Origin of the sequence: Methylorubrum sp. Q1 (assembly GCF_004683995.1) — a bacterium.
In the GTDB taxonomy this organism is placed as follows: Bacteria; Pseudomonadota; Alphaproteobacteria; order Rhizobiales; family Beijerinckiaceae; genus Methylobacterium.
Genome location: NZ_SRHQ01000020.1, coordinates 56818 through 77056, shown reverse-complemented (window position 1 = coordinate 77056; position 20239 = coordinate 56818). Strand labels below are relative to the sequence as shown.

Genomic DNA, 20239 nt, shown 5'->3' with positions numbered 1-20239 from the left:
TCGCGCGACTAGGGGGAAGCATTGGCCTTCGCCCCACTTGCGGGCGAGGGCCTCGACCTCCTTAGGCTCGAAGCCCAGCCGCCACCGCAGCGAAGTGCTGGCGCCAGATGCTGGGCTCTCGCATCCGCCTGCCTAGTCGTAGGCTCCGATCATCTCTGGTTCCTGCAACTCCTCGGTCCTGACCTTCGGGTCCGGCGAATGCTCGGCCAGGAACTTCTCGGCCTCAAGCGCCGCCATGCACCCCATGCCGGCGGCGACCACAGCCTGGCGGTAGACGAATTCGGCGCAATCGCCGGCCGCGTAGACCCCCTCGACGTTGGTCCGCGTCGTGCCCGGCACGATCTTGATGTAGCCGCCTTCCAGCAGTTCGAGCTGTCCGGCGAAGAGCTTCGTCGCGGGATCGTGCCCGATGGCGACGAACATGCCGTCGGCCGGAACGTCACGCGTCGCGCCGGTGTCGGCGTCGCGCAACCGGACGCCGGTGACGGCCTTCACCGGCTCCCTCCGGCCGAGGACCTCCTCGACCACATGGTTCCAGATGACCTCGATCTTCGGATGGGCGAACAGCCGATCCTGAAGGATGGGCTCCGCCCGGAAACGGTCGCGCCTGTGGATGACGGTGACCTTCGAGGCCAGGTTGGCCAGGTACAGCGCCTCCTCGACGGCGGTGTTGCCGCCGCCGATCACGACGACCTCCTTGCCGCGGTAGAAGAAGCCGTCGCAGGTCGCGCAGGCTGAGACGCCCGCCCCGTTAAACTCGATCTCGGACGGCAGGCCGAGCCAGCGGGCCTGGGCGCCCGTGGCGGCGATCAGGGTGTCGGCGACGTAGGTGTCGCCGCTATCCCCCTCGGCCACGAAGGGGCGCTTCGAGAGGTCGACCGACACGATGGTGTCGGAAAGGATCCGGGTGCCGACGTGCTCGGCCTGCAGGCGCATCTGCTCCATCAGGTCAGGCCCCTGAACGGCGGTCGCGAAACCGGGATAGTTCTCCACGTCCGTGGTGATGGTCAGCTGCCCGCCCGGCTGGATGCCCGTCACGATGATGGGCTTCATGTTGGCCCGGGCGGCATAGATGCCCGCCGTGTAGCCGGCCGGTCCGGCCCCGATGATGAGGACCTTGGTCTTGTGAGTGGTCATGGCGTGCCTGGACGAACGAGGGAGCGGAGGGGACTTGAACGGGCTCTAAGCTGCAGCTTCAAGCATGGGCCGCGGACGGTCGTCGTTCGCCGGGCAGAGGTTTGGATACACACACATCCGGGGCTCCCCCGCTTCAGAGAAGCCGACGGGCTGGAAGCCCGAGATCAGCAGAGGCTCGACCATGGCGCGGGCGGCGTCGATCACGGCCGTGTAGCCGGCCGGCCCCGAGCCGATGATCACGAGCCTCGCATGGGTGTGCGCCATCGGTGCCGTCTCCTGTCCGCAACCGGCCGCGGCCGTCTTCCCGTCCTGTCGATCCTCGCGTGCAGTCTGACACCGCGAGGACAAAGATTTCTTTCACCGCGCGGGCCGCGCGCCGGTCACGTCTCAGGCCGTCCCAGCGGGACGGACACCGCCGGTCGCGCCTCCGCCCAGCGTCGACGGTGGCCCATGTATGCTTCCGCCAAGGCGGCAGCGATCTCCGGTGTCGCGTCGATCGGGGCGTAGCGCAGCGCTTCCAGGCGCCCGATGAACGGCTTCAGCGCGCCGGCCATGGCGAGGCCCGCAAACATCCGCCGATGCCGGATATAGGTGCGCGGCAGATCGAATAGGAGGAGGGGCACGCCGGTGCTCGCGGCCTCGCCCACCATGTTGGCGGAATCGGAGGTGACGACGATGTGGTCGGCGATCGCCAGCATGCCGACGTAAGGGTTCTCGCCGGTGCCGTCCCAGAAGAAGCCGCCCTTGTCCTTCACCAGGTTTTCGAGGGCGGTGCGCAGGTCCGGCGGCGTGCGCCGGGAGACCGTCAACATCAGCGAGCAGCCGCCATCGGCGAGCTTGGTGAGATCGCGCACCAGCCGCTGCATATCGGCTTGGCGGTAACGCAGATGCCGGCTGTCCCCGCCGATCAGCACGGCGATGCGCGGCCAGGGCAGGCGCGCGAGACGCGGATCGGGGGTCGTGCGGGCGGCGTCGAGCCGGGCGCGGGAGACGGGATGCGGCGCGGTGAGCGTGGTGAAGACGTTGGGGCCGCGCAGGTCGTCGTAGTCGGGAACCCAGATGAAATCCGCGGTGTCGTGGCCGGTGCGCGGATCCTTGAGGAAGGCCGTGAAGGTCTTCTCGCCCGAGGCGCGTCGCACGGCGCGCAGATAGGGTACGGAGCGCCGCCCCGACGCGATCAGGAGATCGGGAAGCGGGCCTTGCAGCAGGCCGCCGGATCGGCCCGGCGCGTCCCGCGGGTCGATCGGCCCCCACGGGGCCATCCAGGTCAGGGGCCGTCCGTCCGGAATCCGCCGCGTCTCGTAGGTGAGGCCGAGCGCCTCGGCGATGCCGATGCACTGGTTCTCGTCGCCGGCCTTGCCGTCGGTGAGGATCCAGGCGCGGGCCCGCGCGAGTTCCGGCAGTCCGCTGCCGTCGGGCTTCACCGGCCCCTGTTCGTTCACGCGACGCAAACCTTCGATCCCACCAAACCCGGCCTACTGGGCCGGGAGCCGGCGCCGCAGCCACTGCGCGTAGTGCTCGGCAAGGGCCGCGACCCGCCGCCGCTCGGAGGCCGGATCGTACCACGCGCCGCCGGAACTCGCGGGCAGGGCCGAGAGCTGGGGATGGCGCGCGAGGATCTCGCCGCCACGGCCGACCAGCAGCGCTTCGCCGTCGAGGTAATCCGTCGTGCCGCTGCCGCCCAGGCTGCTGCGGTCGCCGCCCTGCGCACCGCCATAGGCCGCGAGCGACAGGCCGCTCACGCGCACCACCAGCGTCGGCGCACCGCGGACGATGCGGTCACCGAAACTGCGCCGCATCGCCTCGGTCAGGTCCGCGCGCAGAAGCTCCGTCTGCGGACCACGGGCATAAACCTGCAGGGGGCGCACATCGACGGCGACGCCGCCGACCCGGTCGAAGTCAACCCGGTCGAAGTCAACCCGGTCGAAGTCCTGCGCCGCGGCCGGGACGCCGAGCACGACCCCGGCCAGGAGGCCGAGCGCGGCCGCGAGGCCGGGGACGCGCATGCGGGTCAGGCTCCCCACTCGACGGCGACGACCTCGTAGGACTTGCCGCCGCCGGGGGTCGTGACTTCCACCGTGTCGCCGACGGCCTTGCCGATCAGGGCGCGGGCGATGGGCGAGGAGATCGAGACGCGGCCCTCGCGCACATCCGCCTCCGGCTCGCCGACGAGCTGGTAGGTCTTCTCCTCCTCGGTGTCCTCGTCCACGAGTTTCACGCGGGCGCCGAACTTGATCTTGGCGCCCGACAGCTTCGAAGTGTCGATGATCTCGGCGCGCGCGATCATGCTCTCCAGTTCGAGCACCCGGCCCTCGTTGTGGGACTGGGCCTCCTTGGCCGCATGGTACTCGGCATTCTCGGAAAGGTCGCCGAGCGCGCGGGCTTCGGAGATCGCCTGGATGATCCGGGGGCGTTCCACCTGCTGGCGACGCTTCAGCTCCTCCTCGAGGGCTGCGTAGCCGCGTGCCGTGATGGGAAGCTTGTCGATGCTCATGGTCTCGCGCCACAATGAAGAGGCCCGGCCGGAGCGACATGCTCCTTCCGGGCCGGGATAACGGCTCTTGATTGTGTGCTTTCGGGCCGCCCGCTTCCGCTCGGCGGGCCGCCCGGCACACGAACGTCTATTTAGGCCGCGAAGTATTCCTGCAAGGCGCGAACCTGAAGATCGCCTTCGAGATAGGCCTTGATCCCCTCGGCCGCCGCCATCGCGCCGGCGAGAGTGGTGTAGTACGGCACTTTATGCAAGAGGGCCGCCCGCCGGAGCGAGCGTGAGTCGGACAGCGCACCGGCACCCTCGGTCGTGTTGATGACCAGCGCGATGTCGCCGTTCTTGATCGAATCGACGATGTGGGGACGGCCCTCCAGCACCTTGTTGATGCGCTGGGTCGGGATACCCTCATCCGCCAGGTAGCGCTGCGTGCCGCCGGTCGCGAGGATGGTGAAGCCGAGGCCGGAGAGCTGCCGGATCGCCGGCAGCACCCGCGGCTTGTCGTCATCGCGCACGGAGACGAACACGGTACCGGTGCGCGGCACCGCCGTGCCCGATCCGAGCTGGCTCTTGGCGAAGGCCACGCCGAACCCGGCATCCAGTCCGATCACCTCGCCGGTCGAGCGCATCTCCGGCCCGAGCAGCACGTCGACGCCGGGGAAGCGGGCGAACGGGAACACCGCCTCCTTCACCGCGATGTGGTCGAGCCGCTTCGGCTTGAGACCGAAGCTGTCGAGGGACTCGCCGGCCATGATCCGCGCGGCGATCTTGGCGATCGGTTCGCCGATCACCTTGGCGACGAAGGGTACCGTGCGCGAGGCGCGCGGGTTCACCTCCAGCACGTAGATCGTGCCGTCCTTGATCGCGTACTGCACGTTCATCAGGCCGCCGACCTTGAGGGCCAGCGCCATCGCCTTGGTCTGCCGCTCCAACTCCGTGATGATCTCGGGCGAGAGCGTGCGCGGCGGCAGCGAGCAGGCGGAATCGCCCGAGTGGATGCCCGCCTCCTCGATGTGCTCCATGATGCCGGCGATGAACACGGTCGCGCCGTCGCAGACCGCATCGACATCGACCTCGGTCGCGTCGGACAGGTAGCGGTCGAACAGGAGCGGGTTCTTGCCCAGCACCGTGTTGATCTGCCCCGTCTTGTCGTTGGGGTAGCGCGCCTTGATGTCGGAGGGGATCAGGCTCGGCAGGGTGCCGAGCAGGTACTCGGCGAACTGCGTCTCGTCGCGGATGATCGCCATGGCCCGCCCGCCGAGCACGTAGCTCGGGCGTACCACGAAGGGCAGGCCGAGTTCGGCTGCGACGAGCCGGCTCTGCTCCACCGAGTAGGCGATGCCGTTCTTGGGCTGCTTGAGGCCGAGCTTGTCCAGCAGGCGCTTGAACTGGTCGCGGTCCTCGGCAAGGTCGATGGCGTCGGGCGAGGTGCCAAGGATCGGGACACCGGCGGCCTCCAGGGCGCGCGCGAGCTTGAGCGGGGTCTGGCCGCCGAACTGCACGATCACGCCGTGGAGCGTGCCTGCCTGCCGCTCGGTCTCGACGATCTCCAGGACATCCTCTTCGGTGAGCGGTTCGAAGTAGAGCCGGTCGGAGGTGTCGTAGTCGGTCGAGACCGTCTCCGGGTTGCAGTTGACCATGATGGTCTCGTAGCCGGCCTCGGTGAGTGCGAAGCAGGCGTGGCAGCAGCAATAGTCGAACTCGATGCCCTGGCCGATCCGGTTCGGGCCGCCGCCCAGGATGATGACCTTCTTCCTGTCCGACGGGTACGCCTCGTCCGCATTCTGGCCGGCGAAGGGGGCGACGTAGGTCGAGTACATGTAGGCGGTCGGTGCCTTGAACTCGGCGGCGCAGGTGTCGATCCGCTTGAAGACCGGGCGTACGCCCAAGCCCCGGCGGGCGGCGCGCACGGCGTCCTCGTCGGTGGCGGTCAGCACGGCCAGCCGCGCGTCGGAGAAGCCGGCGGCCTTGAGCTGGCGGAAGGCGCCCGGGGTCTTGGGCAGGCCATGCGCCTTCACCCGGTTCTCCAGATCGACGATGGCCTGGAGCTGCTCGAGGAACCACGGATCGATCGCGCAGGAGGCGTAGATCTCCTCGTGGCTGATCCCGAGCCGCATGGCCTGCGCGACCTTGAGCAGCCGGTCCGGCGTCGGCGTGCCGAGCGCGGCCTTGATCGCGTTGTGGTCGTCGCCCTTGCCGAGACCCTCGATCTCGATCTCGTCGAGGCCGGTCAGCCCCGTCTCGAGCGAGCGCAGGGCCTTCTGCAGCGATTCGGCAAAGCAGCGGCCGATCGCCATGGCCTCGCCCACCGACTTCATCGCGGTGGTCAGCGTCGGCTCGGCGCCGGGGAATTTCTCGAAGGCGAAGCGCGGGATCTTGGTGACGACGTAGTCGATCGTCGGCTCGAACGAGGCCGGGGTCGCGCCGCCGGTGATGTCGTTGGCGATTTCATCGAGCGTGTAGCCGACGGCGAGCTTGGCCGCGACCTTGGCGATCGGGAAACCGGTGGCCTTCGAGGCCAGCGCCGAGGAGCGCGACACGCGCGGGTTCATCTCGATCACGATCATCCGGCCCGTCTTCGGGTCGATCGCGAACTGCACGTTCGAGCCGCCGGTCTCGACGCCGATCTCGCGCAGGACCGCGAGGGAGGCATCGCGCATCACCTGATATTCTTTGTCGGTGAGCGTCAGGGCCGGGGCGACGGTGATCGAGTCGCCGGTATGCACGCCCATCGGATCGAGGTTCTCGATGGAGCAGACGATGATGCAGTTATCCGCCTTATCGCGGACGACCTCCATCTCGTACTCCTTCCAGCCGAGCACGCTCTCCTCGATCAGCACCTCGTTGGTCGGCGAGGCGTCGATGCCGCGCTCGACGATCTCGAGGAACTCCTCGCGGTTGTAGGCGATGCCGCCGCCGGTGCCGCCCATGGTGAAGGAGGGGCGGATGATCGCCGGCAGGCCGACTTCCGCCAGCGCGATCAGCGCCTGACCCAGGGCGTGCTCGATGTAACGCCGCCGCCGGTCGCCCTCAGCCCCGCTCCATTGCCGATCGAACTCGGCGAGCGCCGCCGCGCGGACGGCTGGGTCCGATTGCGCTGCCTCAATGCGCGCCTTCTCGGCGAGATAGCGGTCGCGATCGGCCTTCTTGGCGGCCGAGGCGTTGGCGAGTTCCGATTTCGGGGTCTCCAGGCCGATCTTGGTCATTGCGTCGCGGAAGAGGTTGCGGTCCTCCGCCTTGTCGATGGCCTCGGCCGTCGCGCCGATCATCTGCACGCCGAACTCTTCCAGCACGCCCATGCGCTTCAGCGAGAGTGCGCAGTTGAGCGCCGTCTGTCCGCCCATGGTGGGCAGCAGCGCGTCGGGCCGCTCCTTCTCGATGATCTTGGCGACGATCTCCGGGGTGATCGGCTCGACATAGGTCGCGTCGGCCATGTCCGGGTCGGTCATGATCGTTGCCGGGTTCGAGTTCACCAGAACAATCCGGTAGCCCTCTTCCCGCAGGGCCTTGCAGGCCTGGGTGCCGGAATAATCGAATTCGCAGGCCTGCCCGATGATGATGGGGCCCGCACCGATGATGAGAATGGAGGAGATGTCGGTGCGTTTCGGCATTGAGCGCCTTGAAGCGAGTTCGCGCGCGCTCGCCCTCGCGCACCGCCGTTTCGAAGGCGGCGCCAAGGGGGCGCAGGCGCTGGGATGATCGTCAAGCCCCGCGTTTACACGCAGCCGCGTAGGTTTGAAAGGCCCAGCCCGTCCAGCCCCATGACGCTTCTCGGAGAACGTATTTCAAAGTATAATAATTCGATTTTGAAAGTAATTATCGATTTGATGCCTGAAGAATGACTCGATATGTCGTAGTATTCGATGGAGATCGTCGATTATCTTAAGAATTAATACGAGAAAGCGAATGATGAGCTTCAGGGTCCTGATCAGTGCCGCCACGCTCGCCATCGCCTTGCCGGCGGCGGCCGACGAAGTGGCGGTCAAGATGCTCAACAGCGGGCCGGGCGGGATGATGGTGTTCGATCCCGCGCTCGTGCGGCTGAAGCCCGGCGACAGCATCAAGTTCCTGCCGACCGACAAGGGGCACAACGTCGAGACGATCAAGGGCATGGCGCCGGACGGCGCCGACATCGTCAAAACGACCGTCGGTCAGGAAGCCGTGGTCAAGTTCGACAAGGAGGGCGTCTACGGCTTCAAATGCGCGCCGCATTACATGATGGGGATGGTCGCCCTCGTGGTCGTCGGCGACAAGCGCGACAACCTGGAGGCCGCCAAGAGCGTCCCGCACAACAACAAGAGCGTCCCGCACAACAAGCTGACGCAGAAGCGCCTGGATCCGCTCTTCGCGCAGGTTCGGTAGCGGTGACGGGTGGCCCGGCCGCGTCGGGCTCGGGCCGCTTCGCCTCAGTCACCGGCCATCACCAGCGCCCAGAAGCGCTTGTAGCGCGTCCCTGGAGCATCGAACCGGGCGATGCCGACGCGCCGGAGCTGCGGCATCAGCATGTTGCGGTTGTGCTCGGGCGAGGCCTTCCAGCGGGCGAGCACCTGATCGAAGGTCTCGGACCCGGCGCTCAGGTTCTCCGAGGCGTAGCGCCGGCCGAAACCGGCGCCCGCCATGCGGCTGTCGAAGCTTCCGGCGATCTCGTGGCTGAGCCGCCCGGCTCGCGCATTGGCTTGTGCCTGGAACGAGGCCGCGGTGATCAGACGGGAATCGATGACGACGGCGCTCAGCCCGTGCTGCGCTCTGTAGCGGGAGAGCGCGGCGGCGGCGGCCTGTTCGTCGAGGATCGCCGGCACGGCCGGTACGCCCGCATCGAGAACGGGTGATCCCCCGCAGCCGGCCAGTGTCAGGGCGAAGAGGGCCGCGGCGGCGGAGAGGCGCAGATTCGGCATCGGAGGGGGCTGCAGCGTGAGTCGGATGCGCCCGCTTCCCTGTCCGTTGCGGCGAAACCGGGGCACCCTCCGCTCGGACCCGCCACATCGCGCCGGTTGTGGCGCATCGGTCACGCCGGACAAGGCGAACGGCACCGCACGCTCATCACGCAGCGATGGAAAAACTTGTCCGAGGAAGGTGAAGTTCTGGTGTCCCGGTCGGATCGACATCGGGACCATGGCGCGGGCGACGGGGCTCGAACCCGCGACCTCCGGCGTGACAGGCCGGCACTCTAACCAACTGAGCTACGCCCGCGTTCTGCGTCGCCGGCCGGCTGGGCTCGTGTCGGCGACGAGGCGGGGTTTATGTGGGGCGCCCCGGGCTGTCAAGCAGCCGATTGGGGAAATGCGACGCTCCGACGACGGTTCGCGGAAACGCCGCCCAAAACCCCAAAGGAGGACAGGCGTAGCGCGTCGCTGCTGCCGTTCGGGTGCTGCGTCGGGGGCTTCTTGGCCGCCGCCGGGCCGTGCTTGCGATCATCGACGCTGGTATGCCAGATACCAAGGTCGGTAGTCGATGAAGCGACGGGGATGAAACGGCGATGGTCAATCGTGCACGGCATGCGCCGATTCCGTCCCGTCGTCCGGTGCACGAATACCCCCATCTGTCAGCGAAAGAGGTGATTGTGCGACGCGCAATGCCCTTGTTTCGCCGGGGGGGCTCGTCTAAGCCTCGCCCGCGCTCAGTCTGGCATTGGAGGAATTCCATCTCGGGGATTCCACGGGCCGTAAGCCGTCGCGAGGGCCGTCCTTCATGATCCTCACGCGCAACCACATGAGAGGTGCGGCATGACCGGCCTATTGGCGGATTACCTGCCGCTCATCATCTTCCTCGGTGTGTCGCTGTTCATCGCAGTGGCGCTGCTGATTGCTCCCTTCATCGTGGCCTATTCGAGCCCCGATCCGGAAAAGCTCTCGGCTTACGAATGTGGCTTCAACGCCTTCGATGACGCGCGCATGAAGTTCGACGTGCGCTTCTATCTCGTGGCGATCCTGTTCATCATCTTCGACCTCGAGGTCGCCTTCTTGTTCCCCTGGGCGATCACCTTCGGGGAACTCGGCTGGTTCGGCTTCTGGTCGATGATGATCTTCCTCGGCGTTCTCACCGTCGGCTTCGTCTACGAGTGGCGCAAGGGCGCCCTCGAATGGGACTAGCGGCGCAGTTCTTCTCGCGTCGTTTCCCTCCCGCTCTCGCTCAGAGGCAGAGATGGCCCTGACTCCGACCTTCTCCCGCGCGCCCGACATCGCGCCGGCGCCCAAAGGGATCATCGATCCCGCGACCGGGCGTCCGATCGGCGCGAACGATCCGACCTTCCTGTCGATCAACGACGAGCTGGCGGACCGCGGCTTCCTCGTCACCAGCGCCGACGAGCTCATCAACTGGGCCCGCACCGGCTCGTTGATGTGGATGACCTTCGGTCTCGCCTGCTGCGCGGTCGAGATGATGCAGATGTCGATGCCGCGCTACGACTGCGAGCGCTTCGGCTTCGCGCCGCGCGGTTCGCCGCGGCAATCCGACGTGATGATCGTCGCCGGCACGCTGACCAACAAGATGGCCCCGGCCCTGCGCAAGGTCTACGACCAGATGCCGGAGCCGCGCTACGTCATCTCCATGGGCTCCTGTGCCAACGGCGGCGGCTACTACCACTACTCCTACTCGGTGGTGCGCGGCTGCGACCGGGTGGTGCCGGTGGATATCTATGTGCCGGGCTGCCCGCCGAGCGCCGAGGCCCTGCTCTACGGCGTCCTGCTGCTGCAGCGGAAGATCCGCCGCATCGGTACGATCGAGCGGTGAGGGAGGGCGCGATGGAGGCCATCACCACCAACGGCATCACGCTTCGCCGCACCGTCGCGGCCGCTCAGGGCGAGGACGCTCTGCGAGCCATGGGCGGGCGGATCGCCGGAGCGCTCGGCCCGGCGGTCACCGAATGGGCCATCGCCCATGGCGAGCTGACGCTCGTCGTCCAGGGCAGCGACATCGTCTACGCGCTGACCTACCTGCGCGACGAGCCGGCCTGCGCCTTCCGCTGCTTCATCGACATCTGCGGCGTCGATTACCCGCAGCGGGCGCGCCGCTTCGACGTCGTCTACCACCTGCTCTCCTTGCGTCATAACATGCGGGTGCGCGTGAAGGTGCAGACGGACGCCGCGACCCCGGTGCCCTCCGCGATCCCCGTCTTTCCGGCGGCCAACTGGTACGAGCGCGAGACCTACGACCTCTACGGCATCCTGTTCTCGGGCCATCCCGACCTGCGCCGGCTGCTCACGGATTACGGTTTCGAGGGCCATCCGCTCCGAAAAGACTTCCCGCTGACCGGCTTCGTCGAGGTCCGCTACGACCAGGACGAGGCGCGCGTCGTCTACGAGCCGGTCAAGCTGACCCAGGAGTTCCGCAACTTCGATTTTCTCTCGCCGTGGGAGGGCACGGATTACGTGCTCCCGGGCGATGAGAAGACGTCGAGCTGAAGGCTGCGGCGATGACCGAACACAACATCCGCAACTTCTCGATCAATTTCGGGCCGCAACACCCGGCGGCGCACGGCGTGTTGCGCCTCGTGCTCGAGCTCGACGGCGAGGTGGTCGAGCGGGTCGATCCGCATATCGGGCTGCTGCACCGGGGCACCGAGAAGCTGATCGAGCACAAGACCTACCTCCAGGCGACGCCCTATTTCGACCGGCTCGACTACGTCGCGCCGATGAATCAGGAGCACGCCTTCTGCCTCGCGATCGAGCGGCTTGCGGGCATCGAGGTGCCGCGCCGGGCCCAGCTCATCCGCACCCTGTTCTGCGAGATCGGGCGGCTGCTCTCCCACCTCCTCAACGTCACCACGCAGGCGATGGACGTCGGCGCGCTGACGCCGCCCCTGTGGGGCTTCGAGGAGCGCGAGAAGCTGATGATCTTCTACGAGCGCGCATCGGGCGCTCGGCTCCACGCCAACTACTTCCGGCCCGGCGGCGTGCACCAGGATCTGCCGCCCGCGCTGATCGACGACATCGAGGCGTTCTGCGACCCGTTCCTGAAGGTGGTCGACGACCTCGACAACCTCGTCATGGCCAACCGCATCTTCAAGCAGCGCAACGTCGATATCGGCATCGTCTCGGTCGACGAGGCGATGGCCTGGGGCTTCTCCGGCGTGATGGTGCGCGGCTCCGGCATCCCGTGGGATCTGCGCAAGTCGCAGCCCTACGAACTCTACGAGGAGATGGAGTTCGACATCCCCGTGGGGAAGAACGGCGACACCTACGATCGCCAGGTGATCCGCATGGAAGAGATGCGGGAATCCGTGAAGATCATGCGGCAATGCGTGGCCAAGCTGCGCGAGCCCGCAGGTGGGGGCCCGATCGCCTCGATCGACGGCAAGTTCGCGCCGCCGCCGCGCCGGGAGATGAAGCGCTCGATGGAGGCGCTCATCCACCACTTCAAGCTCTACACCGAGGGCTTCCACGTGCCCGAGGGCGAGGTCTACGCCGCGGTCGAAGCCCCCAAGGGCGAGTTCGGCGTCTACCTCGTCTCCGACGGCACCAACAAACCCTACCGCTGCAAGATCCGCGCTCCGGGCTTCGCCCACCTTCAAGCGATGGATTGGATGTGCCGCGGCCACCTGCTCGCCGACGTGTCCTGCGTGCTCGGCACGCTCGACATCGTGTTCGGCGAAGTGGACCGCTGAGGAGACGGGTCGAACGTCATGGCCAACCGCAGGCTAGCCCCCGCCGCCGAGCAGCCCCAGGACTTCGCGTTCACGCCCGAGAACGCTGACTGGGCTCGCGGCCAGATCGCGAAATATCCGGAAGGCCGGCAGGCCTCGGCCGTCATCCCGCTCCTGTGGAAGGCGCAGGAGCAGAACGGTGGCTGGCTGCCGCAGAAGGCGATCGAGGCGGTCGCCGACGAACTCGGCATGCCGCATATCCGCGTGCTGGAGGTCGCGACCTTCTACACGATGTTCGCCCTGGAGCCGGTCGGCCGGTTCTGGATCCAGCTCTGCGGCACCGTGCCCTGCGATTGCTGCGGGGCGAAGGAATTGAAGGCCGCGCTCCACGAGCGCCTCGGCCCGGCAGGCCACGTCTCGCCGGACGGCAATTTCTCCTGGCTCGAAGTGGAATGCCTCGGCGCCTGCTGCAACGCGCCGATGGTGCAGATCAATCAGGACTATTACGAGGACCTCACGCCCGAGAGCCTGAACAAGCTCATGGACGACCTCGCCGCCGGCCGCCCCGTGAAGGTCGGCTCGCAGATCGGCCGGGTCTCCTCCGAGCCGAAGGATGCGGTCAACACCCTGACGGACGAGTCGCTGTTCGACGGCTCCCGCGTCGGCGCATGGCGCAAGCGCTTCGAGCAGACCGAGGGCGCCGACCAGGGCGGAGAGAGCGTCAAGAAGGACGAGGCCGCCTCGACCGAGGCCCGCGTCAAGGACGAGACCAAGCCGGCCCGTCCGTCGTCCGGGCGCGCCAACGAGTCGAACGCCGTCGATGCCCCCGCCGAGCGGGCGAGCGCGGGCGAAACGCCGGTCAAGCCGGAGGATCGGGCTCAGGCGCGCGACGCGAAGGCGCCGGCCGCCCAGGACCCGGCCGTCGAAGAGGACAGGCGCCTGCGCACCGAGCCGCCGCAGCAGCCGGCCACGATCGGCGCGGGCAACGACGTGTCCGAGGGTGAGAACCCGGAAGCCCGGGCCGACGCCGCCGGCACCCGTCCCAAGGGGCTCGACACCCCCCGCGACGACCGGCCGGACGACCTGACCAAGATCAAGGGCATCGGCCCGATCAACCAGCGCCGTCTCAACGATCTCGGCGTCTGGCACTACGATCAGGTCGCTGCGTGGTCGCCGACGGAGGTCGCCTGGGTGAGCGCCTACCTCGCCTTCCCGGGACGGATCGACCGGGAGAACTGGGTCGGACAGGCGTCCGATCTCGCCGGCAGCAGGGGCTGAGGAGCGGATCATGCTCGCCGATCAGGATCGCATCTTCACCAATCTCTACGGCCTGCACTCGCCGGGGCTGGACGCCGCGAAGAAGCGCGGCGCCTGGGATGGAACAAAGTTCCTCCTCGACATGGGCCGTGACTGGATCATCGACGAGATGAAGGGCTCCGGCCTGCGCGGCCGTGGTGGCGCGGGCTTCCCGACCGGCCTCAAGTGGTCGTTCATGCCCAAGAAATCCGATGGTCGCCCGCACTATCTCGTCGTCAACGCCGACGAATCGGAGCCGGGCACCTGCAAGGACCGGGAGATCATGCGGCACGATCCGCATCTCCTGATCGAGGGCTGCATGCTGGCATCCTTCGCCATGGGCGCGCATGCCTGCTACATCTACATCCGCGGCGAGTACGTGGCGGAGAAGTTCGCGCTCCAGCGCGCGGTGGACGAGGCCTACGAGGCGCGTCTCGTCGGTCCGTCGAACGTCCACGATTACCCGTTCGACATCTATGTCCACCACGGCGCGGGCGCTTACATCTGCGGCGAGGAAACGGCGCTCATCGAGAGCCTGGAAGGCAAGAAAGGGATGCCGCGGCTGAAGCCGCCCTTCCCGGCCAATATGGGCCTCTATGGCTGCCCCACGACCGTCAACAACGTCGAGTCGATCGCGGTGGCCGGCACGATCCTGCGCCGGGGCGGCGCGTGGTTCGCGGGGCTGGGCGGCAAGAACAACACCGGCACCAAGCTGTTCTGCGTCTCGGGCCACGTCAACAAGCCCTGCAACGTCGAGGAAGAGCTCGGCATCACCTTCCGCGAGCTGATCGACAAGCATTGCGGCGGCATGCGCGGCGGCTGGGACAACCTGCTCTGCTCGATCCCCGGCGGCTCCTCGGTGCCGCTGGTGCCGGCCGAGCAGATCATCGACGCCAAGATGGACTTCGACACCCTGCGCAACCTCGGCTCGGGCCTGGGCACCGCGGCGGTGATCGTGCTCGACAAGTCGACCGACATCGTCGGCGCGATCGCCCGCATCTCGTACTTCTACAAGCACGAGAGCTGCGGCCAGTGCACGCCCTGCCGCGAGGGCACCGGCTGGATGTGGCGCGTGCTGACCCGCATGGCTGCCGGCCGGGCGCAGAAGCGCGAGATCGACATGCTCTTGGAAGTCACCAAGCAGGTCGAGGGCCACACGATCTGCGCGCTGGGCGACGCCGCGGCATGGCCGATCCAGGGCCTGATCCGGCACTTCCGGCCCGAGATCGAGAAGCGGATCGACCAGTACAGCGCCAACCCGCACATGGATGCGGTGCCGATGGCGGCGGAGTGAGTGCGATGAGGGGCATCAACCGTCGACGCCTAGCCTTGGGAATTGCCAGCGTTTCAGCTCTCGGCTTGGCTGGTTGCGGCAGTTCCGGCCTTGGAGTTGTAGAGAGCGCTCGCACGACTGGCGCTGCGGCTGCAGGTGCAGCCGCTGAAACGAAAATTGTGAGACCGACTGTCTCGCCGGCTGAAATGAGACGCTTCTTAGCCAAGCAGCTTGTCGAGAATCTTGCTATCGGTGCCCAACTTGTTGGGTCGAAGCGAGAAATTATCAAAGCTTCGATTTTTGGTCCAATACCGGATTCGGGATTCTTGGCAAGTCCCGAAGACGATTTCTATTGCGTGAGTGTGGTTGTCAAAAACTTCGATTTTATTCAGAAGGAAAAATCTGTTACCGCGATATTCCGTGTTCATCAGATTGGGAGCGTACTATCTGCTAAGTTCAAGACTTACCCGGTCGAATGCAAGGAGGCTGGGGTGCCGTTTCCGGAGGCTGTAGAAATGAGCACGCAAAGAGTGAGCTCTTGAGTTTCAGTCTCAGTTTTCTAGGGCGCAGGTTGCTAGTGGAGATATCGCGGTGACCAAAATCCTCATCGACGGCACCGAGGTCGATGTTCCGGCCGACTACACCTTGCTGCAGGCCTGCGAGATCGCGTGCGCGGAGATCCCGCGCTTCTGCTTTCACGAGCGGCTGTCGATCGCCGGCAATTGCCGCATGTGCCTCGTCGAGCTGAAGGGCGCGCCCAAGCCCGTCGCCTCCTGCGCCTACGCGGTGAAGGATTGCCGGCCCGGCCCCAACGGCGAGCCGCCGGAGGTGCTGACGCGTTCCGGCACGACGAAGAAGGCGCGTGAGGGGGTGATGGAGTTCCTCCTCATCAACCACCCGCTCGATTGCCCGATCTGCGACCAGGGCGGCCATTGCGACCTGCAGGATCAGGCGATGGCCTACGGCGTCGACTCGACGCGCTATCACGAGAACAAGCGCGCGGTCGAAGAGAAGTACATCGGCCCGCTGGTGCGCACGGCGATGAACCGGTGCATCCATTGCACCCGCTGCGTCCGCTTCCTCGCCGAGGTGGCCGGCGTGCCGGATCTCGGCGCGATCGGCCGCGGCGAGGACATGGAGATCACGAGCTACCTCGAACAGGCGATGGGCTCGGAGCTTCAGGGCAACGTCGCCGACCTCTGTCCGGTCGGCGCGCTCGTCCACCTGCCGCAGAGCTACAACGTGCGCCCCTGGGAGCTGCACAAGACCGAGTCCGTCGACGTGATGGATGCGGTCGGTTCCGCGATCCGCATCGATGCCCGCGGCCGCGAGGTCATGCAGATCGAGCCGCGTATCAGCGAGGAGATCAACGAGGAGTGGATCTCCGACAAGACTCGCCACGTCGTCGACGGCTTGCGTCTCCAGCGCCTCGACCGCCCGTTCCTGCGCGAGAATGGCCGCCTGCGTCCCGCTTCCTGGGGGGAGGCATTCTCGGCGATTGCCGCCAAGGTGAAGGGCGCCGATCCCAAGCGCATCGGCGCCCTCGTCGGCGACCTCGCGGGTGCGGAGGAAATCTTCGCCCTCAAGGCGCTGATGGGTTCGCTCGGCGTCACCAATCTCGACGCCCGCCAGACCGGCGAGGCGATCGATCCGGCCTGGGGCCGGGCCGCCTACACGCTGGGCGCGACCATCCCCGGTATCGAGCAGGCGGACGCAATCCTGATCGTCGGCGCCAACCCGCGCACCGAGGCTTCGCTGCTAAACGTGCGCATCCGCAAGCGCTGGCGCATGGCCCCGGTCTCGATCGGCCTGATCCTCGACGAGCAGCCGGACTTGACCTACCCCTACACCTATCTCGGCGCCGGCACCGACACGCTGGCCTCGATCGCCAAGGGCGAGCACAGCTTCCTCGATGTGCTGAAAAAGGCCGAGCGTCCGCTCGTCATCGTCGGCGAGGGCGGGCTCGGTTCGCTCGCCGCCGCCGCGGCGTTGGCGAAGGATGTCGGCGCGGTGACCGACGGCTGGAACGGCTTCGGCGTGCTCAACACCGCCGCTGCCCGCGTCGGCGCCCTCGATCTCGGCTTCGTGCCGGGGGAGGGGGGCTTGAGCTTCTCGCAGATGCTGGAGCCGGGGGCACTCGACGTGGTGTTCAACCTCGGTGCCGACGAGCGGGTGATCGGGCCGGGCGCCTTCGTGATCTATCAGGGCACCCACGGCGATGCCGGCGCGAGCCGCGCTGACGTGATCCTGCCGAGCGCCGCCTACGCCGAGAAGAGCGCGACCTACGTCAACCTCGAGGGTCGGGTGCAGATGGCCAACCGCGCCGGCTTCCCGCCGGGCGACGCCCGCGAGGATTGGGCGATCCTGCGCGCCTTGTCCGACGTGCTCGGCAAGCGCCTGCCCTACGATTCGCTGGGCGCTCTGCGTAAGGCGATGTATGCCGCCCATCCGCATCTCGCGGCGGTCGGACAGGTCGAGTCGTCCGACGCTGCGGCCACGCTCGATCGGCTTGCCGCTCTGCCGGCCGCGACGGAGAAGGCAACCTTCTCCTCGCCGGTCGCCGACTTCTACCTCACCAACCCGATCGCCCGCGCTTCGCGGGTGCTCGCCGAGTGTTCCGGCCTCGCCCGCGGCCGCGCCCTCGAAGCGGCGGAATAGGGGACGCCACCGATGACCTTCTGGGAAGTGCTCGGCACCGTCCTCCTGATCGCGTTGAAGAGTTTCGTGCTCCTCGCCGCGCTCCTGGTCTTCATCGCCTACGCGCTGCTGGCCGACCGCAAGATCTGGGCGGCGGTGCAGTTGCGCCGCGGCCCGAACGTGGTCGGGCCCTGGGGCCTGTTCCAGTCTTTCGCCGATCTCCTGAAGTTCGTCCTGAAGGAGCCGGTGATCCCGGCGGGCGCCAACAAGGCGATCTTCCTGCTGGCACCGCTGGTCTTCGCGATGCTGGCGCTGGCGTCCTGGGCGGTGATCCCGCTCGCCGATGGCTGGGCGATCGCCGACATCAATGTCGGCATCACCTACATCTTCGCGATCTCCTCGCTCGGCGTCTACGGCGTCATCATGGGCGGCTGGGCCTCGAACTCGAAATACGCCTTCCTCGGCGCGCTTCGCTCGGCGGCGCAGATGATCTCCTACGAGGTCTCGCTCGGCTTCGTCATCATCTGCGTGCTGCTCTGCGCCGGCTCGCTCAACCTCTCGCGCATCGTCATGGCGCAGGACACGGCGCTCGGCCTGTTCGGCTGGTACTGGCTCTGGCTGTTCCCGATGTTCGGCGTGTTCTTCGTCTCGGCCCTGGCCGAGACCAACCGCCCGCCCTTCGACCTGCCGGAGGCCGAATCGGAGCTCGTGGCGGGCTACATGGTCGAGTACTCCTCGACGCCGTACCTGCTGTTCATGCTCGGCGAGTACGTGGCCATCATGACCATGTGCGCGCTCGGCACGGTCCTGTTCCTTGGCGGCTGGCTCTCCCCGATCCCGTTCGTGCCCTTCACCTGGGTGCCCGGCGTGATCTGGTTCACGCTCAAAGCCAGCTTTCTCTTCTTCATGATCGCCATGGTGAAGGCCATGGTGCCCCGCTACCGCTACGACCAGCTCATGCGGCTCGGCTGGAAGGTCTTCCTTCCGCTCTCCCTGATCTCGGTCATCGTCGTCGCCTTCGTCCTCAAGCTCACTGGCCTCGCGCCGGGAGCCTGAACCGCCCCTTGTGAGGTCGCATTTCCTTCACGCGAGCCGGTCACCGCCTCGCTTGGAAATGCTTCCAGAATTGGAGATCGCGCCGTGAAGCTCGATCAGGTCGCCAGAAGCCTTCTCCTGAAGGAGTTCGTGTCGGGGTTCTTCCTCGCCATGAAATACTTCTTCAAGCCGAAGGCCACGATCAACTACCCCTTCGAGATGGGCCATCGCGGGCCGCGCTTCCGCGGTGAGCACGCCCTGCGCCGTTATCCCAACGGCGAAGAGCGCTGCATCGCCTGCAAGCTCTGCGAGGCGATCTGCCCGGCCCAGGCCATCACCATCGAGGCGGGGCCGCGCCGCAACGACGGCACGCGGCGCACCACGCGCTACGACATCGACATGGTGAAGTGCATCTATTGCGGCATGTGCCAGGAGGCCTGCCCGGTGGATGCCATCGTCGAGGGGCCGAACTTCGAGTTCTCGGTCGAGACCCGCGAGGAGCTGCTCTACGACAAGCAGAAGCTCCTTGAGAACGGCGATCGCTGGGAGCGCGAAATCGCCCGCAACATCGCGGTCGACGCGCCGTACCGCTAGTTCGGCCGCCGACATCGGTTGTGCGCCGCACAGCCCAGTTCTATAGAGCATCGTCCCGAACGGCGGCTTCCGGCCTTCGGAAAAAGACGATGCGGAAACAGGAACCTAGCGCCTCGCTCTCGATGCGCTAGACGGGCCGCCGCCTGCGGCCGAGGGTCCACCGAGGCAGAAGGGAGCCGCTCGCTTGGGCGGCCGATGCTGAAAATCGCATGACCGCAGCCGCCGCCTTCTTCTATCTCTTCGCGGGCTTCGCCGTGGCCTCGGGCTTCATGGTGATCGCAGCCAGGAACCCCGTCACCTCGGTGTTGTTCCTGATCCTCGCCTTCGTGAACGCCGCCGGGCTGTTTGTGCTGATGGGCGCCGAGTTCCTGGCGATGATCCTGGTCGTCGTCTATGTCGGCGCCGTCGCAGTGCTGTTCCTCTTCGTCGTGATGATGCTCGACGTGGACTTTGCGGCCCTCCGCCAGGGCTTCCAGCGCTACTTGCCGATCGGCGGGTTGATCGGCGCGATCTTCCTGATCGAGCTGCTTCTCGTCGTCGGCACCTGGACCATCGATCCGGGCCTCGTGCAGGCGCCCCTCGGCCGCGCCGCCCATGGCGAGACGGCGACCAACACCGAGGCGCTCGGGCGGGTGCTCTACACGGACTACGTCTACGCCTTCCAGATCGCCGGCCTGATCCTACTGGTGGCGATGATCGGCGCCATCGTGCTGACCCTGCGCGAGCGCACCGGCGTGAAGCGCCAGAACATCGCCGTACAGAACGCCCGCACGCAGGGCATGGCGGTCGATACCATCAAGGTGCCCTCGCGGCAGGGTGTGGAGGTCTGAGGCCGATGATCGGATTGAGCCACTACCTGACGGTTGCCGCGATCCTGTTCACGCTCGGCGTGCTCGGCATCTTCATCAACCGCAAGAACGTCATCGTCATCCTGATGTCGGTCGAGCTGATCCTGCTCGCCGTGAACATCAACCTCGTCGCCTTCTCGACCCACCTCAACGACATCACCGGACAGGTTTTCGCCCTGTTCGTGCTGACGGTCGCCGCGGCCGAGGCCGCGATCGGTCTGGCGATCCTGGTGGTGTTCTTCCGCAACCGCGGCTCCATCGCCGTCGAGGACGTGAGCATGATGAAGGGCTGACGCCGCCTCCCTGAAGAGAGCCCCGTCCCCTTCGTCCGCCTGCTGCGAGGCACGACC

At 66.9% G+C, this 20239-nt stretch carries 20 protein-coding genes and 1 tRNA gene; 13 read left to right on the top strand and 8 right to left on the bottom strand.

Annotated elements, in window-relative coordinates; genetic code table 11:
- Positions 1 to 132: 132 nt before the first annotated feature.
- The 6 genes from trxB to carB form a co-directional block, all read right to left on the bottom strand.
- The gene (gene trxB, locus E4V01_RS18530; RefSeq protein WP_060768792.1) at positions 133 to 1137 is read right to left on the bottom strand and encodes a thioredoxin-disulfide reductase; all 1005 of its coding nucleotides are present in this window, start codon (positions 1135 to 1137) and stop codon (positions 133 to 135) included.
- 45 nt (positions 1138 to 1182) lie between these two features.
- Entirely contained in the window at positions 1183 to 1401 is a 219-nt protein-coding gene (locus tag E4V01_RS26700) for a hypothetical protein (RefSeq protein ID WP_371688531.1), read from the bottom strand.
- 116 nt (positions 1402 to 1517) lie between these two features.
- Positions 1518 to 2579: a mitochondrial fission ELM1 family protein gene (locus tag E4V01_RS18520; protein WP_135299361.1), complete on the bottom strand. Its 1062-nt coding sequence runs from the start codon at positions 2577 to 2579 to the stop codon at positions 1518 to 1520.
- Positions 2580 to 2612: 33 nt separating this feature from the next.
- Positions 2613 to 3143 carry a hypothetical protein gene (locus E4V01_RS18515; protein ID WP_135299343.1) on the bottom strand — a complete coding sequence of 177 codons (531 nt, stop codon included), beginning with the start codon at positions 3141 to 3143 and terminating at the stop codon, positions 2613 to 2615.
- Between the two features lie 5 nt (positions 3144 to 3148).
- Positions 3149 to 3625 carry a transcription elongation factor GreA gene (gene greA, locus E4V01_RS18510; RefSeq protein ID WP_181425498.1) on the bottom strand — a complete coding sequence of 159 codons (477 nt, stop codon included), beginning with the start codon at positions 3623 to 3625 and terminating at the stop codon, positions 3149 to 3151.
- A gap of 137 nt (positions 3626 to 3762) precedes the next feature.
- Positions 3763 to 7236 carry a carbamoyl-phosphate synthase large subunit gene (carB, locus tag E4V01_RS18505; RefSeq protein WP_135299342.1) on the bottom strand — a complete coding sequence of 1158 codons (3474 nt, stop codon included), beginning with the start codon at positions 7234 to 7236 and terminating at the stop codon, positions 3763 to 3765.
- A gap of 295 nt (positions 7237 to 7531) precedes the next feature.
- Here carB and E4V01_RS18500 point away from each other — a divergent pair, with 295 nt between their 5' ends.
- Positions 7532 to 7987 (top strand): pseudoazurin, encoded by a 456-nt coding sequence (locus tag E4V01_RS18500; protein WP_135299341.1) that lies wholly within the window; start codon positions 7532 to 7534, stop codon positions 7985 to 7987.
- Between the two features lie 44 nt (positions 7988 to 8031).
- Here E4V01_RS18500 and E4V01_RS18495 read toward each other — a convergent pair whose 3' ends face one another.
- Together E4V01_RS18495 and E4V01_RS18490 are read right to left on the bottom strand one after the other, a co-directional pair.
- A complete protein-coding gene (locus E4V01_RS18495; RefSeq protein WP_193763227.1) occupies positions 8032 to 8520 on the bottom strand; it encodes a CAP domain-containing protein in 489 nt (162 codons plus the stop codon).
- 218 nt (positions 8521 to 8738) lie between these two features.
- Positions 8739 to 8815 (bottom strand) — tRNA-Asp (locus E4V01_RS18490).
- Positions 8816 to 9348: 533 nt separating this feature from the next.
- Here E4V01_RS18490 and E4V01_RS18485 point away from each other — a divergent pair.
- The 12 genes from E4V01_RS18485 to nuoK all read left to right on the top strand — a co-directional run bounded on the left by E4V01_RS18485 (position 9349) and on the right by nuoK (position 20182).
- Positions 9349 to 9714 carry an NADH-quinone oxidoreductase subunit A gene (locus tag E4V01_RS18485; RefSeq protein ID WP_003598200.1) on the top strand — a complete coding sequence of 122 codons (366 nt, stop codon included), beginning with the start codon at positions 9349 to 9351 and terminating at the stop codon, positions 9712 to 9714.
- Between the two features lie 52 nt (positions 9715 to 9766).
- Positions 9767 to 10354 (top strand): NADH-quinone oxidoreductase subunit B family protein, encoded by a 588-nt coding sequence (locus tag E4V01_RS18480; RefSeq protein ID WP_003598199.1) that lies wholly within the window; start codon positions 9767 to 9769, stop codon positions 10352 to 10354.
- 11 nt (positions 10355 to 10365) lie between these two features.
- Positions 10366 to 11025, top strand: a complete 660-nt coding sequence (locus tag E4V01_RS18475; RefSeq protein ID WP_060768786.1) for an NADH-quinone oxidoreductase subunit C — start codon at positions 10366 to 10368, stop codon at positions 11023 to 11025.
- Positions 11026 to 11036: 11 nt separating this feature from the next.
- Positions 11037 to 12227, top strand: a complete 1191-nt coding sequence (locus E4V01_RS18470) for an NADH-quinone oxidoreductase subunit D (RefSeq protein ID WP_060768785.1) — start codon at positions 11037 to 11039, stop codon at positions 12225 to 12227.
- 18 nt (positions 12228 to 12245) lie between these two features.
- Complete coding sequence (nuoE, locus tag E4V01_RS18465) at positions 12246 to 13484, top strand: NADH-quinone oxidoreductase subunit NuoE (protein ID WP_135299339.1); 1239 nt, start codon at positions 12246 to 12248, stop codon at positions 13482 to 13484.
- A 10-nt stretch (positions 13485 to 13494) separates the two neighbouring features.
- Positions 13495 to 14796, top strand: coding sequence for an NADH-quinone oxidoreductase subunit NuoF (nuoF, locus tag E4V01_RS18460; protein WP_060768783.1), 1302 nt, complete (start codon positions 13495 to 13497; stop codon positions 14794 to 14796).
- Positions 14797 to 14801: 5 nt separating this feature from the next.
- Positions 14802 to 15317 (top strand): hypothetical protein, encoded by a 516-nt coding sequence (locus E4V01_RS18455; protein ID WP_135299338.1) that lies wholly within the window; start codon positions 14802 to 14804, stop codon positions 15315 to 15317.
- 49 nt (positions 15318 to 15366) lie between these two features.
- Positions 15367 to 17433, top strand: a complete 2067-nt coding sequence (gene nuoG, locus E4V01_RS18450) for an NADH-quinone oxidoreductase subunit NuoG (RefSeq protein WP_135299337.1) — start codon at positions 15367 to 15369, stop codon at positions 17431 to 17433.
- A 12-nt stretch (positions 17434 to 17445) separates the two neighbouring features.
- Positions 17446 to 18468 (top strand): NADH-quinone oxidoreductase subunit NuoH, encoded by a 1023-nt coding sequence (gene nuoH / locus E4V01_RS18445; protein WP_003598188.1) that lies wholly within the window; start codon positions 17446 to 17448, stop codon positions 18466 to 18468.
- An 84-nt stretch (positions 18469 to 18552) separates the two neighbouring features.
- Entirely contained in the window at positions 18553 to 19041 is a 489-nt protein-coding gene (gene nuoI / locus E4V01_RS18440; protein WP_056205043.1) for an NADH-quinone oxidoreductase subunit NuoI, read from the top strand.
- Positions 19042 to 19250: 209 nt separating this feature from the next.
- Entirely contained in the window at positions 19251 to 19871 is a 621-nt protein-coding gene (locus E4V01_RS18435; protein WP_056502646.1) for an NADH-quinone oxidoreductase subunit J, read from the top strand.
- 5 nt (positions 19872 to 19876) lie between these two features.
- The gene (nuoK, locus tag E4V01_RS18430; protein WP_003598182.1) at positions 19877 to 20182 is read left to right on the top strand and encodes an NADH-quinone oxidoreductase subunit NuoK; all 306 of its coding nucleotides are present in this window, start codon (positions 19877 to 19879) and stop codon (positions 20180 to 20182) included.
- Positions 20183 to 20239: the final 57 nt, after the last annotated feature.